General features: G+C 67.0%; 9 protein-coding genes. 3 read left to right on the top strand and 6 right to left on the bottom strand.

Annotation, left to right across the window (positions count from 1 at the left end):
* Positions 1–44 precede the first annotated feature (44 nt).
* The 3 genes from J7024_RS19805 (at position 45) to J7024_RS19795 (ending at position 8,434) form a co-directional block, all read left to right on the top strand.
* On the top strand, positions 45–1,607 hold the full coding sequence (locus J7024_RS19805) for a ShlB/FhaC/HecB family hemolysin secretion/activation protein (protein WP_124830571.1): 1,563 nt from the start codon (positions 45–47) through the stop codon (positions 1,605–1,607).
* A gap of 177 nt (positions 1,608–1,784) precedes the next feature.
* Entirely contained in the window at positions 1,785–5,204 is a 3,420-nt protein-coding gene (locus J7024_RS19800) for a GLUG motif-containing protein (protein ID WP_175761417.1), read from the top strand.
* A 176-nt stretch (positions 5,205–5,380) separates the two neighbouring features.
* Positions 5,381–8,434: a GLUG motif-containing protein gene (locus J7024_RS19795; protein WP_124829665.1), complete on the top strand. Its 3,054-nt coding sequence runs from the start codon at positions 5,381–5,383 to the stop codon at positions 8,432–8,434.
* A gap of 140 nt (positions 8,435–8,574) precedes the next feature.
* Here J7024_RS19795 and J7024_RS19790 read toward each other — a convergent pair whose 3' ends face one another.
* The 6 genes from J7024_RS19790 to J7024_RS19765 all read right to left on the bottom strand — a co-directional run bounded on the left by J7024_RS19790 (position 8,575) and on the right by J7024_RS19765 (position 18,444).
* Positions 8,575–11,610, bottom strand: a complete 3,036-nt coding sequence (locus J7024_RS19790) for a hybrid sensor histidine kinase/response regulator (protein WP_124829666.1) — start codon at positions 11,608–11,610, stop codon at positions 8,575–8,577.
* 81 nt (positions 11,611–11,691) lie between these two features.
* Positions 11,692–12,351 (bottom strand): response regulator, encoded by a 660-nt coding sequence (locus J7024_RS19785; RefSeq protein ID WP_124829667.1) that lies wholly within the window; start codon positions 12,349–12,351, stop codon positions 11,692–11,694.
* 336 nt (positions 12,352–12,687) lie between these two features.
* Positions 12,688–12,876, bottom strand: a complete 189-nt coding sequence (locus J7024_RS19780; protein WP_124829755.1) for a hypothetical protein — start codon at positions 12,874–12,876, stop codon at positions 12,688–12,690.
* A gap of 121 nt (positions 12,877–12,997) precedes the next feature.
* Positions 12,998–16,078, bottom strand: a complete 3,081-nt coding sequence (locus J7024_RS19775; protein ID WP_124829668.1) for an ATP-binding protein — start codon at positions 16,076–16,078, stop codon at positions 12,998–13,000.
* Between the two features lie 404 nt (positions 16,079–16,482).
* Complete coding sequence (locus J7024_RS19770; RefSeq protein ID WP_175751144.1) at positions 16,483–17,499, bottom strand: hypothetical protein; 1,017 nt, start codon at positions 17,497–17,499, stop codon at positions 16,483–16,485.
* Positions 17,500–17,616: 117 nt separating this feature from the next.
* The gene (locus J7024_RS19765) at positions 17,617–18,444 is read right to left on the bottom strand and encodes a hypothetical protein (protein ID WP_124829670.1); all 828 of its coding nucleotides are present in this window, start codon (positions 18,442–18,444) and stop codon (positions 17,617–17,619) included.
* Positions 18,445–18,456: the final 12 nt, after the last annotated feature.

The following is an 18,456-nucleotide window of genomic DNA, read 5'->3' as shown; positions in this document are numbered from 1 at the left end:
CCGGCCTGGTCCATGCGCAGCAAATACCCAGCGCCGGGCAATCGATGCGCGACATCGAGACCGCGCGGCCGTCGCTGCCCGCCGTCACCGCCCCGAAGATCGACATCGCGCCCGCCGAACCCGAGCCTGCGTCGAACGACGATGCGGGCCCGCGCGTCACGGTCAGCGCCTTCGCCATCGAAGGCAATGCGGCCATACCCGCCGCCCGGCTCGCCCCGCTGCTCGGCGATCTCGTCGGACGCGACCTGAGCTTCGCCGATCTGCAGCGGGCCGCCAACCGGATCACGACGTACTACCGCGAACACGGCTACGTCCTTGCCCGCGCCTATCTCCCCGGCCAGGACATCGAACATGGCGTCGTGCGCATCGCCGTCGTCGAAGGTCGCTACGGACGGATCGAATTGCACAACGGCACGCGTGTATTCGACCGCGCCCTGCGTCAACCGCTGGCGTCGCTGCAACCCGGCGAGGTCGCGCACGGCAACCGCCTCGAACGCAGCCTCATCCTGTTGAACGAGATGCCCGGCGTCGTGGCGAAGAGCACGCTGCGGCCCGGCGCCGAACCGGGCACGACCGATCTCGTGATCGATGCCGAACGCGATCGCTTCGCCGCCGGCTCGATCGAACTCGACAACTTCGGTGATCCGCTGACCGGCCGCTACCGCGCGACCGGCAGCATCGACGTCAATGCACCGTTGCGCGTCGGCGACCGCTTCTCGCTGCGCGGACTGACGAGCAACACCAATCAGCGCTATTACCGCACGTCGTATCAACTGCCCGTCGGCCCGCTATCGACCCGCGTCGGCATCGCCTATTCGGACATGGACTACCGGATCGGCCGCGACCTCAAGGACCTGCGCTTCCACGGCGGCGCCGACGTTCGCTCGGCATTCGTCACGCAGCCGCTGCTGCGCAGCAGGCGCGCGAGCCTCGACGCGCAGTTCGTCTACGAAAACAAGCATCTGCGCGACGTGTACGGGGCATTCGACGTGGTCAACGACAAGACCGTCGATCTGTGGTCGTTCGGCGTGAGCGGCAACCAGCAGGATGCCTTCGGCGGCGGCGGCAGGAGCGGCTTCTCCGCCACGCTCGGCATCGGCCATCTGAGCGGCAACGATCCGCTCGACATGGACTACTACGTTCATACCCAAGGCCAGTTCGCGAAGCTGAACGTCAGCGCGCTGCGGCTCCAGGCGCTCGGCTCGCGATTCCAGCTCTATACCCAGTTCAGCGCGCAGCTGTCGTCGCGCAATCTCGATGCTTCGGAAAAATTCAACCTCGGCGGCCCGTACGGCGTGCGTGCATTCGCGCTCGGCGCCGGCAGCGGCGATCAGGGTTGGCAGGCCACGGCCGAACTGCGCTATCTCGTCGCGCCCGGCTGGCAATTGAGCGCATTCGTCGACACGGGACGCATTCAGCTCAGCAAGCAGCGATGGTCGCGCGAGCGCAACACCGTGCAGTTGTCGTCGCTCGGCGTCGGGGCGAGCTGGTTCGGCACGCGCCACCAAGTCAGCGTGACCGCCGCGCTGCCGGTCGGTTACGCCGATCCGGTAGCGTCGGCCACACGTTCGCCGAGCGTCTGGCTTCAGGCCGCGCAGTATTTCTGAGCGGCGGTCGACGTGCGGCCCGCCAGACAGGGGCGGGCTGCAAGTAATGCGGGCGGCATAGCCGCCCGCATCATCGGGATTCGCACTTTTTGCGTCTCTTCGATTTCTCCATTTCGTTAGGTATACATACCAATACGAAGCGGCCACCCTGTATTTTTTTCAGAGGAACACAACTCCATGAACAAGACCTACGCACTGGTATGGAACCCGACTCAGGGATGCTGGCGCGCCGTTGGGGAAACCGCGCGCCGGCGCGCCAAGCCCGGTAGCGCCAAGCGCGCCGCCGCCGCCCTCTCCCTGCTCGGCTTCACCGCCCTGCCCGCCTTCGCACTGCCCACCGGCGAGAACATCACCGCCGGCAAGGCCGACATCATCCGCGAGAACGACGGCAAGTCGATGTCGATCAACCAGCACACCGACAAGCTCATCACCAACTGGAACGACTTCAGCATCGCCGGCAACGAGCGCGTAGCGTTCCATCAGCCCGGCAAGCAGTCGATCGCGCTGAACCGCGTCGTCGGCAACAACGGCAGCCAGATCCACGGCCAGCTCGACGCCAACGGCAAGGTCTTCCTCGTCAACCCGAACGGCGTGCTGTTCGGCTCCGGCGCGCAGATCAACGTCGGCGGCCTCGTCGCATCCACCCAGAACATCGCCGACGCCGACTTCCTCGCCGGCAACTATCGCTTCTCCGGCAACTCCACCGCCTCCGTCGTCAACGACGGCCACATCACCGCCGCCGACGGCGGCAGCGTCGCGCTGCTCGGCGCGCGCGTATCCAACAACGGCGTGATCCAGGCGAAGATGGGCCGCATCGCGCTCGGCGCAGGCAACACCTTCAAGGTCAACTTCGACGGCAACGACCTGCTCAGCCTCCAGGTCGAAGGCGGCGCGGTCGACGCGCAAGCCAGCAACGGCGGCCTGCTCAAGGCCGACGGCGGCGAAGTGCTGATGACCGCGCGTGCGGCAGGCAACCTGCTGAACGCCGTCGTCAACAACACCGGCACCATCGAGGCCAAGGGCCTCGCCAGCCGCGCCGGCAAGATCACGCTCGACGGCGGCACCGTCAAGGTCGCCGGCACGCTCGACACGAGCGCGGCCGAAACCGGCGCGCCGGCCGGCTCCATCGTCACACGCGGCGAACGCGTCGACGTCGCCGCCGACACGCGCGTCGACACGCGCGCGGGCGACACCGCCGGCACCTGGACCATCGAAGCCGCCAATGCGGGCGTGAACGGCGATCGCTCGATCGGTGCCGACACGCTGTCGCGCAACCTCGGCACGACCAGCGTCGCATTGACGAACACGCAAGGCGACCTGACGGTCGGCGGCCCGGTGTCATGGAACAGCGATCGCTCGCTCACGCTCACGTCGCAGAAGGGCAACGTCGATCTGCAGCAGACGGTGTCGTCGACCGGTGCGAACGCGAGCCTGACCGTCAACGCCGCCGACAAAATCCGCATCAACGACGCGGTAAAGCTCACCGGCCGCAACGCGCACCTCGAGCTCAACTCGAAGAACGGCCACACGCTTTCCAACCGCAACGCCGTCGTCACGCTGTCCGGCGAGAACGCGTCGTTCCGCTCGAACGGCGAGGACTACAAAGTGCTGCACACGGTTGCCGACCTGCGCAGTGTCGATGCGAACCGGGGTGGCCGCTACGTGATCGGCAACACGATCGACGGCGCGAACACGAACTTCCGCAGCATCGGCGGCGACCAATCGTTCTACGGCAAATTTGACGGCCTCGGCAACACGATCACGCGTCTGCGGATCTCCAATCCGGGCAAGTTGGCCGTCGGCCTGTTCTCGCACAACGCAGGCAGCATCGCCAACCTCAACCTGAACGACATCGTGACGACCGCGTCGGGTCTGCCGTATGGCTGGCCGATTTCGGTCGGCACGCTCGCCGGCAGCAACTCGGGCCTGATCTCGAACGTGACGGCCACGAACGTGTCGGTCTCGGCCACGGGGCCGGCGATCATCGGCGGCCTCGTCGGCTCGAACTACGGCGGCACGATCGAGCGCGCCAGCGTGTCCGGCCGCATCGACGGCGATCGCTACGCGCAGGCGATCGGCGGCCTCGTGGGCGAGAACCTGACGCTGCTGAACAAGCCGCCGGTATCGGCAACGATCCGCGACAGCCATGCCGACGTCCGCATCAGCGCCGCGCACGATGGCGCCACCGGCGGCCTGGTCGGTCACAACACGGGCATGATCGAGCGCTCGTCGAGTGCGGGCTCCATCAACGCGACGGGCGCCAATTCGATGGTCGGCGGACTCGTCGGCTTCAACGACGGCAACGGCATCGTCAAGCAGTCGTCGTCGACCGCGAGCGTGACCGCGCGCAACAACGCCATCGCGGCCGGGCTCGTCGGCCTGAACCTGGGCACCATCGCGCAGTCGCGCTCCAGCGGCAAGGTGAGCGTCGGCGAGCGCAGCGTCGCCGGCGGCCTCGCAGGCGTGAACCTGGGCGAAATCGACGATTCCACATCCGACAGCGACGTGTTCGCAGCCGCGTCGAGCACGGTCGGCGGTCTCGTCGGCACGAACAGCGGCCGTATCCTGAAGTCGCAGGCCAACGGAACCGTGACGGCGGGCAACAAGACGGTGGCCGGCGGCCTGGTCGGCTACAACGACGGCGACATCGACCAGTCGACCTCGACGGGCAACGTCATTGCTGGCACCGAGAGCGTTGCCGGCGGCTTCGTCGGGCGCAACGGCACGGCGGGCCGCATCCATGCATCCAACGCGCAAGGCCATGTCCGCGCCACGGGCAAATCGACGCTCGGCGGCTTCGCGGGCGCGAACGACGGTTTCATCGAGACATCCCTGGCCAGCGGCAACGTGGCCGGCGACGACAACAGCACGGTCGGCGGTTTCGTCGGCGCGAATGCCGGCACCATCGAGGCATCCGACGCATCCGGCGACGTGGCCGCGGGCCACAACAGCACGGCGGGCGGCTTTGCCGGGACCAATGCCGGCACGCTCGACTCCTCCAACGCGTCGGGAAGCGTCACCGTTCTGAACGGCAGCACGGCAGGCGGCCTCGTCGGGCTCAACCAGGGCATCGTCCGCACGTCGAGCGCCAACGGCAAGGTCCGGGCCGGTCAATCCAGCTACGCGGGCGGGCTCGCAGGCCGTAACACGGGGACGATCGCCGATTCCCGCGCCACGGGCGAGGTAAAGGCAGGCGACTTCTCGTCGGCCGGCGGCCTCGTCGGCAGCAACGAGAACGGCACCGTCGCACGGTCGACGGCGTCGGGCAACGTCGAAGCCGGCATGCAGAGCAAGGTCGGCGGCCTCGTCGGCATCCTGACGGGGAAAGTCGATCAGTCGCGCGCGACGGGCTCCGTCAAGGGCGGCGACGCGAGCTACGTCGGCGGCCTCGTTGGCAGCAACGGCGGCACCATCACCGCCTCGTCGTCGAGCGGCACGGTATCCGGCGGCCGGTACGCGCGACTGGGCGGGCTCGTCGGCGGCAATTTCGGCTTCGTCTACGGCTCGTCGAGTACCAGCGTCGTCGATGTGAAGGCGGGCTATGACCAGTCCTACGGCGCGCTGGTCGGCGTGAACTATGGTCAGGTGAAGCCCTGACGTGAACCCGAACGGTTCCGGCTGCGCCGCCTGAACGGCAGACTGGATCCGTCGCCTGATACGAGCGGTCCGACCGCTCGTCGCCGGCGGCCGCGAGGCCGCCGGTTGCCTGCCTCCGGCCGATCTGCCGTCAAGATCGGCCGGACTTCCCGCAAATCAACCAGGAAGACCAAACGATGAACAAGACCTACGCACTGGTGTGGAACCCGACTCAGGGATGCTGGCGCGCCGTTGGGGAAACCGCGCGCCGGCGCGCCAAGCCCGGTAGCGCCAAGCGCGCTGCCGCCGCCCTCTCCCTGCTCGGCTTCACCGCCCTGCCCGCCTTCGCACTGCCCACCGGCGAGAACATCACCGCCGGCAAGGCCGACATCGTCCGCGAGAACGACGGCAAGTCGATGTCGATCAACCAGCACACCGACAAGCTCATCACCAACTGGAACGACTTCAGCATCGCCGGCAACGAGCGCGTAGCGTTCCATCAGCCCGGCAAGCAGTCGATCGCGCTGAACCGCGTCGTCGGCAACAACGGCAGCCAGATCCACGGCCAGCTCGACGCCAACGGCAAGGTCTTCCTCGTCAACCCGAACGGCGTGCTGTTCGGCTCCGGCGCGCAGATCAACGTCGGCGGCCTCGTCGCGTCCACCCAGAACATCGCCGACGCCGACTTCCTCGCCGGCAACTATCGCTTCTCCGGCAACTCCACCGCCTCCGTCGTCAACGACGGCCACATCACCGCCGCCGACGGCGGCAGCGTCGCGCTGCTCGGCGCGCGCGTATCCAACAACGGCGTGATCCAGGCGAAGATGGGCCGCATCGCGCTCGGCGCAGGCAACACCTTCAAGGTCAACTTCGACGGCAACGACCTGCTCAGCCTCCAGGTCGAAGGCGGCGCGGTCGACGCGCAAGCCAGCAACGGCGGCCTGCTCAAGGCCGACGGCGGCGAAGTGCTGATGACCGCGCGTGCGGCAGGCAACCTGCTGAACGCCGTCGTCAACAACACCGGCACCATCGAGGCCAAGGGCCTCGCCAGCCGCGCCGGCAAGATCACGCTCGACGGCGGCACCGTCAAGGTCGCCGGCACGCTCGACACGAGCGCGGCCGAAGCCGGCGCGCCGGCCGGCTCCATCGTCACACGCGGCGAACAGGTTCGTGTCGCACGCGGCACCACGGTCGACACGCGTGCAGGCGACACCGCGGGCACCTGGACCATCGAAGCCGCCAATGCCGGCGTCGCAAACAACAACGCCGACAGCCTCTATCCGGCCGACGCGTCGATCGATGGCGACACGCTGTCACGCAACCTCGGCACGACCGACGTCGCACTGACCAACACGCGAGGCGACCTGACGGTCGGCGCCCCGGTGTCGTGGAACAGCGATCGCTCGCTCACGCTCACGTCGCAGAACGGCAACGTGGATCTTCGGCAAACGTTGTCGTCGACCGGCGCGAATGCGCGCCTGACCGTCAACGCCGCCGACAAAATCCGCATCAACGACGCATTGAAGCTCACCGGCCGTAACGCACACCTCGAGCTCAATTCGAAGAACGGCCATACGCTGAACAACCAGGCTGTCGTCACGCTGTCCGGCGAGAACGCGTCGTTCCGCTCGAACGGCGAGGACTACAAGGTGCTGCACACGGTTGCCGACCTGCGCAGTATCGATGCGAACCTCGGCGGCCGCTACGTGATCGGCAATACGATCGACGGCGCGAACGCGAGCTTCCGCAGCATCGGCGGCGACCGCGCGTTCTACGGCGTATTCGACGGCCTCGGCAACACGATCAGCCGGCTGTCGATCACCAATACCGGGCCGAACATCGGCCTGTTCGGGCAAAGCAGCGGCACGCTCGCGAACCTGACGCTCGATTCGCTCACCGTCGACGGCACGTCGGCCGCGCGCGCCGCGTACGTCGGCGGTCTGGTCGGCGACAACCTGGGCGGACGCATCACCAACGTCACCGCGAAAAACATGAGCGTCTCGTACCACGGCAGGAGCGCGGTCCTGATGGGCGGCCTCGTCGGCCGGAACCTCGGCGCGATCGACCGCGCGAGCTTCACCGGGCGGGTATCGGGCAGCAACAACACCGTCTCCGTAGGTGGCCTGGTCGGCAGCAACGCCGGCACGATCGCCGACAGCCAGGCTTTCGCCGACGTCACGTTGTCCGGCCGCCCCGGCACGCCGCTCGACGAATCGTTCAACCCCGAGGTCCAGAGCGCGGGCGGACTCGTCGGCATCAACCATGGGCTGATCGTTCGCTCATCGAGCAGCGGGCGCGTGTCCGGCCGCGACAATACGAGCACCGGCGGCTTCGTCGGTGTCAACGCCGGCACGATTCGCGACGCGTCGGCCAACGCCACGGTCACGGCAGGCAAAGGCGGGTACGTGGGTGGCTTCGTCGGCAAGAACCGCGACGGCGGCAGGATCGCGAACGCATCCGCATCCGGTCCGGTCTCGGCCAACGGTGCAATCGCCATCGGCGGCTTCGTCGGCGACAACGCGAGCGGCACGCTGGACGACGTGCAGTCGAACGGCGACGTAACGGATCTTGCCAGCGCCCATGTCGGCGGTCTGGCAGGCAGGAACGGCGCCACGATTCGGAACGCGCAGGCCAGGAGCACGGTAACGGCAGGCCGCCACAGCCACGCCGGCGGGCTCGTCGGCACAAACGACGGGACCGTGTCGAACGCAAGCGCGACCGGCAAGGTCAGCGCGGGCGATGGAAGCGATGCCGGCGGACTCGTCGGCCTGAATGCCGGCGTGCTGGATACCGTACGCGCCGCCGTCGACGTGACGGCCGGCAACGGCAGCCGCGCCGGCGGACTGGTCGGCGCGAACCGCGGCAACCGAGCGATCGTGCGCCATGCGTCCGCGTCCGGCAATGTCACGGCGAACGACTCGAACGTCGGCGGCCTGGTGGGGCTGAACGATCAGGGTGCCGTCATCGACGACGCGTCGTCCACCGGCACGATCGCGGGCCTGCGTTCGAACCTGGGCGGCCTCGTCGGCGAGAACGCCGGCACGATCCGCGCGTCGAAGTCGAGCAGCCGTCTCGACCTGGTATCGCCGATATACGGCCCGTTCTACTGGGGTACCCTGGTCGGGCTGAATACGAACACCGGCAACATCGAAACCAGTTCGGCCGAAGGTGCCGCCCAACCCTACACCACGGTCGGCATGAGTTTCGGCAAGATCGACGGGCAGTGGCGTTTCGGTCCGGTCAACTGGTAATGACGCGTTGAACCCGTCGGGTTCGGCATGACGACTCCCGCTCGCCGAACGAGCGGGAGCCGGAAAGACGATGGCGCTCGGCCAAGGCCGAACGGGGAAGCCCCATCTTGCCGATCGCCGCCCAATTCCGCGCGAACCGTTCAGATCTGGTCGCGCGACGTTCCCGAGCCGCTTCCGGCAAGCCGGTCGAGGGCGTCCTCGATCGCCGCCCGGCATGCGGGCCACGCCGGCATCAGTGCGTGCGCCCCGTCTCGCGACAACGCATGCTCGACTTGCGCACAGGCGTCGCACGCGTCGGTGTCGCCCACCAGCGCGAAACCTCCGCGCATCGAATGCAGTTCGATCCTGACCGGATCGATATCGCCGCGCGGCAGCGCGTCGTCGATCAAGGCGAGTGAGCGCAGCGTCGCGGTTCGCAACTTCTCGTGCATCTCGTCCGTGATCGCCGGGGCCGGCGATGCCCCGCGGCCGGCCGAAGGCAGCGCAGCAGCCGCCCCGCGCGGCGCGTGCCGCCGCAACACCGCATCGAGCGCATCGATCGACAGCGGCTTGAGCACCACCTCCACCGCCCCCACCTGCGCACAGCGGTGCCGGTCCTGGTCGGTCGCATGCGCGGTCATCGCGATCACCGGCACGTTCGCGCCCTGCTCGCGCAGGAAATTCGCGAGCGCGAAACCGTCGAGTTCCGGCATGCCGAGATCGGTCAGCACGACGTCGAACGGCTGAGTAAAGAATGCGCGCATCGCTTCGATCCCGTTCGCGACGAGCGTCGCGCTGCAATGCAGCACCTCGAGCTGATCGCGCAGCAATGCGCGGCTCGCCGGATGATCCTCGGCAACGAGCACGCGTAGCGGCGTATCGCCGGCATCGCACGCCTGCGGCGCCGGGATCCCGGATTCCGGCTCGTCGAGCGCGGCCCGCCACGCGGACGGCGCCTCGGGCATCGGCAGCGATGCCACCAGCGTCGTGCCCGCGCCCGGCTGGCTCTCGACCGTCAGATCGCCATGCATCAATCGCGCGAGGCGCCGGCACAGCGGCAGCCCGAGCCCCGTGCCGCCGAAGCGCCGATAGATCGACGCATCGGTCTGGACATACACGTCGAACAGCGTCGGCAGGCTCTCCGGCGCGATACCGATACCGGTATCGCGCACCGCGATTTTGACGCCGCGCGCGCGATCCCCGGCAACAGACTGCCGCGCTTCGATCGTCACGCTGCCGCGTTCGGTAAACTTGATCGCGTTGCTGACGAGATTCGACAGGATCTGGCGCAGGCGGGTCGGGTCGCCGACGTAACCGTCGGCGAGTTCGGGTGCGATCCGGCATTCGAGTACGAGTTGCTTCGCGTCGGCGAGCGGGTGGAAGATCGCCGCGACGTCGTGCAGCACCGCACGCAAGTCGAACGGTACGGCCTCCAGCACCATCTGGTTGGATTCCGCCTTCGACAGATCGAGAACGTCGTTGATCACGCGCAGCAGCGCGTCCGACGACGACACGACCGTCTGCAGCCGGCGCTGTTCCACCGCGGGCAACGCCGCCCGCGCCATCAGTTCGAGATTGCCGACGATCGCGTTCAGCGGCGTGCGGATCTCGTGGCTCATCGTCGCAAGGAACGTCGATTTCGCCTTGTTCGCATCGTCTGCCGCCTCCCGGGCCTCGCGCAACTTGTCTTCCATCTGCTTGCGTGCGGTGATGTCGGTGAGCGTACAGAGCAGCACGTCGACGCCGCGATAGCGGGTGCGGACGATATCCGCAGCGAGATAGGTCGTGCCGCCGTCGGTGCGCTCGAGCGACAACTCGTGCGTAACGACACGTGGCACCGTCCCGCTCGCGATACTGCCCTGCCAAGCCTGCCAGATGCGTTTGCCGAACGACGGCGCCGTTCCGGTGTCGCCATAGGCCTGCGCGGCCTCGTTGCGCACCATGATTTCGCCGTTGGCCAGCGACAGCAGCATGATCCCGGCCGGCGCCGTGCGAATCAACGTGCGGTTCAGCGCCTCGCTTTCGATCAGCCGGATTGCGCGGCGGTTGGCGGGCCGCAGCGCGCGCCGGTCGAATACAACGATCGCGCACCACACTGTGCCGATGGCGAGCAACGCGAGACCGGCGGTAATGCTCAACCGCACCGCCATGTCGTCAAACAGGGCGCGCCACGTGATCGTCGCCGTCAGCACCTCGTCGAACCCCGGCATCCGGTCGCCGATCACGATGCTCGTGCCGACCCGATGTGCGACCGCACGCGCACCGCCCGCAGCCCGCGCATAATCGACCCCGCGGGCAATCATCGCGGCATCCGACTGACCACCGCTCAGCACGTTCGCGTGTGCATCGACCAGCGCGTACTCCATGCCGGCCGATGCCGGCGCGAGGATGGCGTCGATCTCCGGCCGGCTGACGACGACGAGCCACGCGACCAGCTTGCCGTGTGCGTCCCGGATCGATTGCACGAATCGCAGCACGGACCGTCCGGCGAGCGGATCGTCGCGTCTCTCGAGCAGAACCGTACGGTTGTCGGCGGTCGCGGATACCGGATACAGATCGGCCGGCGGCTGCAATTTCCGGATCAATGCTTTCACGTCGAAGCCTGCCGGCAGCGCGCGCGACTGCTTGACCAACGGATATCCGGTCACGATGACGAACGTCCCGTGCGGATCGATCAGATATCCGCCCATCCCCGGGTCGCCGGGTTGCCGCGGCGGCATCCTCCCCGTCACCTCGACGTGCTGAAGAAACTCGCCGAGAAACGGCGGATAATCACCCGCCGACCGCACGGACGGGGCGACCGCGAAAGCGGCAATCGCCACGCGCCCCATCCGACCCAGTATGTCCAGCCTGCCATGACCGTCGTCGAAGCGCTTCAGCGCATCCGGAGGCACGGCCGGCTGCTGGTTCGCCATCAGTTCCAGGGTCTCGGTATAACGGTTCTGGAGCGCCTTGATCACCTCCATTTCCGCCAACATATCGGCCTTGCGCACCAGAAATTCCGAGCGGTATTGCGCAACCGATTCGTGTATGTCGAGGCGCGCGACGAGTGCCGCACAGACGAGTACGAATATCGTGATCGCCACGCCGCTCCCGTATAACAGCCATTGCTGCTGCCGTCGAACGCGGCCAGGCTCGAACGGCTTGCGGCCCGCGGCGGTGGCGTGCGCGATCAGCGTTTTCAGTTTGGTCGGCATACGTATCGTCGAAATCGGATCGGCGCCGGCACGACGTCATGCGCCGTGCAACTCACCGAGTTCAGGCCCCGGGGCGTCCGTCTACGCCTCGGCCTCCGGCAATTCGGGCAATTGGCCCTCGCTCGCATAGCGGATCAGGTCTGCATCGCGCACGATGCCGAGCTTCTTCATCGCGCTCGACTTCTGCGAACTGATCGTCTGCTTGCTGCGATGAAGCTGGACGGCGATCTCGCCGACCGTCAGGCCCGCCCCGTAAAGCCGCACGACCTCGATCTCGCGGGCAGTCAGCGTACGGGTACCTGCCGACGGCCGGCAGTCCTCCAGCAGCTTCTTGACGAATGGAGACAGATAATTCGCGCCGACGAACGCCGCATGAACCGCGCCGACCAGGTGCGAAATCGCATCGGACTTGCTCAGGATGCACCCGACACCCTGCTTCTGGATCGCGAACAGCACGCTCGGATTGTCGATCATCGTGATCGTCACGAGACGAAGCGCCGGATAGCGCCGCTGGAGAAACGACAGCAGTGAAAGACCGTCGCCATACTTGCCGCCGGGCATGACATAGTCGACGACGAGCACATCGCTCTGCTGCTCGTCGAGCACCGCGACGAGGTCGGTCGAATTCGAGACGGTGCCGAGCAGCTTGATCGTGCTGCTGCCCGCGAGCGCCTGCGACATCCCGAGTGCGGACGAAGGATGATCGTCCGCCACCATCACCCGCACAAAAAATTCATCCATCTCTATTCTTCTCCCGATACACGCGGCCCGACGTGCCATGTTGTGCGACGCGCCGGGATTCGAATCGATCCCGCAACACGGTCGCGTTGCGGCGTCCAGCGAACCGGGCGGTGCGCAGTGTAATTTTAAGATGATAGACAGGTTCTGCGTCGCGGTGGTGGAGTCCAGGCTGCCTGCGCCCGTCCCGGTCCGGCGCACCTGCCTCGCGCCAGCCGAGGCGCGCGACACGGCGTTGCGGCACGAACCCTCGATGGTGCGCCGCCCACGCACATCCGATCGGCGGCGCTCCCGACGCCGTCGATCCATCCGGTCCCGCTGAGCGGCGGAAGCCGCTGCCTAACGCTTGACCGCGGATTTGTCCGGCTCGCCCGGCCCGTCATCCGCGGCGTGCTGCCACTCGGTGATGGCCCGTCGCTTCTGCGACGGCGACATCATCATGAATTCGTTCAGCTTCGTCAGGAAATCCCGTCTGGATTTCTCCGGCAACGTCGCGAATCCAAGCAGCAGCCCGAACACCTTTCCCATATAGCGCACGGCCTTACCCTTCCTTCTTCAGTCGAAATCACGCGACACCGGAGCGATGCGGCGTGTCTGCCTTCCCCGCTTTGACACCGCCGATCGACGTCGTCGTGGTGTCGCTTTTCTTTTATCGTCCCTGCCCGTGCACCGCCGCGGCCGCCATCGCTCTCGACGTCGACCGCTCGCCCTCCGCACCCGCAGGAAACGCGATTCCGCGCCGCCGCGCGATGCGCGCGACACTCTGGCGCAGGTCCGCCAGCGTCACGGGCTTGGTCAGCACGCATTCCACGTTCGATGCCGCGTAACGCCGGGCGTCGTCGGGCGCGAGATGCGATGCCACGACGATCATGTCGCACGGCACGGCGCGCGCACGAACCGCTTCCGCCAGTTCACGGGCCGACATGTCGGGCAGGTCGGCGCCGAGCAGCAGCGCGTCCCACTCGCCGGTCACGAGCGTGTCGAGCGCCGCGCCGCCGGACGACACGCATCGGACCATGCAGCCGAGCACCTCCAACTGCTCGCGGAAAATCGAGCCGTTGACGGCCGCATCGTCGGCAATCAGCACACGCGGCACACGCGTACCGGAAACCGCTCCGGGTCGACCGTCATCGGCTTCGCCGGTCGCCTGGCGCCGCTGTCCGACGCTCACGACGCGCGCCTGCTCGATCGCCGTGCGCAGCCCGTTCAGCGAATAGCTCGACACGCGGATCGTGCGGCCCGCGACGTCCGGCTGCAGCGGGCCGTCCGGCGTCGCCAGCACAATCGGCGCACCGCCGCCGAGGCTGTCGAGTTCCTCTCGCCGCCATTGATCGGAATCGCCGAAGAGCACGACCGCGTGGGCACGCGCGAGGCACCCGGCTGCAATTCCGATCGGATTCGGATGCATCACGACGTCGAAACCCCATGCGCGCAGGTGCGGAAATGCGAACGCACGCCAGGCGTCCTCCGGCGACACGACGATCAGTGTCCTGCCGGCGCCGGCACGCGCACCGACCGGAAGTTTCGGCGCAATACCCATGCGCAACGGCAAGCGTACGGTGAACAGGCTGCCGACGCGCGGCGCACTTTCGACAGAGATCGTCCCGCCCATCGCCTCGACCAGCCGATCGCACAGCGCGAGCCCGAGCCCCGTGCCGCCATAGCGTCGCGTGATCGAAGCGTCGACCTGCGAGAACGGCTTGAACAGCCTGGCCTGCTGCGCGACGTCGATCCCGATGCCCGTATCCTCGATGCCGATCGCGAGCTCGAGTGCACCGCGCGCATTGCGCCCGACCGCCACGCGCGCGACGATGCGACCTTCGCTCGTGAACTTGATCGCGTTGCTCAACAGGTTGCCGACCACCTGTGCGAGCCGCGTCGGATCGCCGCGCATCTGCTGGCTGCCGCTCGCATCGATATCGGCGAATAGCGGCAGCCCTTTCGCCCTGGCGACGGGCGCGAACGCCGCAAGCTCGCGCTCGATCACCGCGATCACGTCGAACTCGATCGACTCGACCGACATCGCACCAGCTTCGATCTTCGAGAAATCGAGAATATCGCTGACGATCGCGAGCAGACCTTCGGCCGATGCGCGCAGTGTCCGCACGCGGCTCTGCTGCGACGCATCGAGCGCCGTGCGTTCAAGTAGTTCGAGATTGCCGAGGATCACGTTCAGCGGCGTGCGGATCTCGTGGCTCGTCGCGGCGAGAAACGACGACTTGGCCGCATTCGCAGAATCGGCCGCGCGCACCGCCTCCTCGAGCTGATGCACGAGCCGGTGTTGCGCGCTCGTGTCGGCGAACGCCGCGATCAGCACGTCTTCGCCCTGGTAGCGCGCGCTGTGCGCGATGACCTCCAGATGCAGCGGCGCATCGCCGTGTGCATCGAGTGCGAACTCGGTCATCATCGTCCGGCCGGCACCCCCGTTCGCGACAAACGCGTCGTACTTCTCGAGCACCTGTGCGGACAGCGCATGGTGATCGCCGCCGTGCGGTACGAGCATCTGCGTCAGTGCGTCGCTCGCGAGCATCACGCGCCGGTCGGACAACGATACGAGACCGATGCCGACCGGCGCCATCGCGATCACGCTGCGACACAGCTCCTCGCTGTCGAACACGCGGGCCGAGCGCGCATAGACCGGCACGAGCACGCGCCGGTGAAAGCACACGAGCAACAGCCACATCACGACGATCGCGACGAGCGTCGCCCCCGCGAGCGCGCCGGCCTGCGCGCCGATGCCGGCCATGACGTCGGCCCAAGACAGCGCATAGGCGATCGTCCAGCCGGTTGCCGCGAGCTTGCTGCCGAACACGATCGCGCCATCGCGAAAGAACGGCTCGCCGGACGCGTGGCCATCGCGCGCGACGTCGAGACTCAACAAGCGCTCGGTCAGCGCGTTCGTGCGCTCGACGCCGGGATCGATTGCGATCAGACGGTTCTCCGTCGACACGATGAAGAACGTGCCGGCCGGCGCACGTCCCGACAGCCATGACAGCAGGTATTCCGGTGCGTATTCGGTGACCAGCACCGCAAACGGGTGGCCGCCGGCACGCGCCTCGGCGGCCACGCGGATGCGCGCCTGTCCGGTGACGGGATTCACGTAGGGCGGCAACCAGCGGACGTTCGGCCGCCCGTCGTTCGCGGCCGGCGGCGGCCCGTCGAAATCGATGCGGAGCGCGTCGAGCACATGCGCACGCGCGTCGGTCGACGCGAGCGCCGGATTGTCGCGCGCCAGGTGCGGCACGAAGCCGAACATCCCCGTGCGCGTGCTGTAGTGATAGCCCTCGAGCGTACGCCCGCGATTGATCGAACTCGCCGCGCAGATGCGCGACAGCAGGAACGACAGCGCGAGATAGCGCGCGACCTCGTCGCGCTGTGCGGTTTGCCCCGGCACGCCGACCACGAGCGACGGATACGGCTTGATCGCGAGCTGCTGGCCGTGGGCGAAGAATGCATTCGTGACGTCGGCCGGCGCCGGGCCGATCTCGCGCCAGATGAGTTGCGTGTTCGTGACGCCGTTGCGGAACGACGTCTCGGCCATCTGCACCTCGTCGGCGGCTTCCTCGAGGCCGTTCAGGAAATTGCGCCGCTCGCCGTCCAGGTAGCCGTATACGATCGACGTGATCCCGAGCCCGCAGGCGATCAGGATCAGGATCGTGACGACGATGCCGCCCCCGAACATCGAGATGCTCTGATAACGGCGAATCGACTGAAGCGTGCTGTATGGCATGGCTCGGCGTGACGGCGCCCGGCGCACGAACATGCAGCGGATTCCCTGCCGAACCGGCCGTCACGATGGAAACATTCGGGATAGTGATATCCCGATCATGCCAAACGGCACTGCGAAAATCAGGCGTGCATTACCCTTTTAGTACACGTCCGATTTGTTTGAAAGATTGTTTTGAACTTGAACGAAGGTTGTCGGCTAAATCGGGGGACGGGCGCCTCCCCTGCCGGACAAGTCGCTTCGTCCAATCGCCACGGTCGCGCACGCGCACGCATACGAAACGCCATCCCGCCGGCGAAAGATGCGTCCGCGAACGAGACGGGCGCATCGCACGCACCCGATTCGGCATGCACCGGGCATCCGGACAGGATCGGCCCGCGCACCATCGTCGTGCCGGCAGCGCCAGCTCAGTTCTGCGTGAGCGGATTCAGCGCCGTGCACAGAAAGCCCGTGCAGTTCGTCGGCTTGAAATAGAACGACGCCGTCGCGAGCGGCGGCGTCGTACCGAACTCGATGTCGCTCAGGTAAGCCGAGCCCTGCGCACCGAAATCGTTCGCCTGCTGCACGTAGTTCGCGCCGGTCGACTGGATCGCGGCCGACTGGTACGTGAAGGTCGGCGATTGCGTCTGATCCTTCACGTAGATCCACGACATCGTGCTGCCGAACACCTGCCCGCCCTTCGCTCGATACCCTTTCGCGCCTTCGCTATTGGCCTGCGCGATGAAATCGTTGATGGTCGTCGCCGGGGCCAGCGCATCGTACGTATAGGTCGCGCTCGATGCGTTGTTCTTCATGTACACATTCGCCTGCACCGATCCGACGACCATCGCGCTGAAGAACCAGTAACCCGACTGGCCCTGCGCGTTCGCCTGGGTGAGGAACGCGTTCGGGTCGCCCGGAAGGCCCGTCGTCGTATACGTGTAGGTATCCGAAGAGCCGCCGTCCTTGCGATACAGATAGCCGAAACCGTACGGCCCTTCGTAACGGTAGCCGTTCGCGCCTTCCCCGTTGGCCTGGCTGAGGAAGCCCGACCAGTCTTTCGGCGGCGATTGCAGCTGATACGTATAAGTCTGCGCCGTGCCGTCGTTCACGAAGATCGAGCGCGTCCCGCCGTTGGTCGGGTCGTAGTAGACGTCGCCCAGATAGCGATAGCCCTTCGCACCTTCGCTGTTGAGAAGCGTCAGGAAGCCCGGGCCGTCCGTCGCAGGCGTCTGCGCGTCGTAACGCCACGTCAGCGTGCTGCCGCCCGAACCACCGGATTCGCCCGAGCCACCGGATCCGCCGTTGCCGCTGCCGTTACCGCCACTGCCGCCGTTGTTGCTCGTCCCCGATCCGCCGTCCGCGGCGGGCGAGGAATTGTCGTCGCCGCCGCCGCAAGCGGTCAGTGCGAGACAGGTCAGTGCGATCAATGCGGCAGCTTTCATCGGAATCACCTCGAAGCGAAAAGGACGAACGAAGCCGGTACGCGCGGACGGCGCCGCGCGCACGGACAGTCATGTATCGGAAATCGGCCGGCGGCACGCACCGCCGGCCCGGCAGCGTCAGTTGACCTGCAGCTGACCGCCGCGGCCAAGGCCGCCCTTGACGTCCTGCGCCTTGTAGCTGCGCAGGGCGACGACCATCTTGTTGTACGCGTCGATGAATGCGACGACGGTCGCCTTGCCTTCCGGCGTCGACGAGAAACCGGCGAGCGCACCGCCCACGCCGCCGCCGAAGCCGCCGAGCGCCGCACCGTAGTTGGTCGCCGTCGAACTGCCTTCAGACGCCGCGATCTGCACGGCCGAGCGCACGTCGAACAGCGTCAGCGTCACGACCGATGCCTTCGTCTGCAGGTGGCCGGCCACCGCCGCCACCGCGCTGTTGCCGATCAGCCCGCCGATCATGCTGCCGATACCGCCGATCGGCGAATCGTTGATGACGATCTGCGGTTCCATGTAGTAGTCGGCCGCGACGCGCTGGCCCTTCTGCTGCTTCGAACCCGCGCGGTATTCGCCCGAGTTGCGCTGCAGTTGCGTGATGCGCGACAGGCGTGCGTCGCTCTTCTGGTTGCCGATCGACGTGATCACGAAGCAGTTCGACTGCTGAACGGCCAGCCGCAGCAGCGGGTCGATGGTGGTCATCTTGGTCGCGCTGCCGAACGGGCCCCACCAGTCGGCATTGCGGCCGTCGTCGACGGCGATCGTGCCGAGCGGCGAAGTGCAGCGCTGCAGGCCCGAATCGGCACCGGCGCTGGTGCCGCCCGCGGCGGCGCCCGTCACACCGGCATTCTGGCCGCCGGGCATCACCATGCCGCCGCAGCCGGCGACGGACGCGCAAAGCGCTGCAACCAGCGCACCTTGAGTAAGACGTTGGGAAAGGATGGTCTTCATGTCGTTGTCGAT

Source organism: Burkholderia sp. WTPI3 (genome assembly GCF_021483755.1).
Taxonomy (GTDB): Bacteria; Pseudomonadota; Gammaproteobacteria; order Burkholderiales; family Burkholderiaceae; genus Burkholderia.
This window is presented reverse-complemented; position numbering and strand designations above follow the sequence as displayed.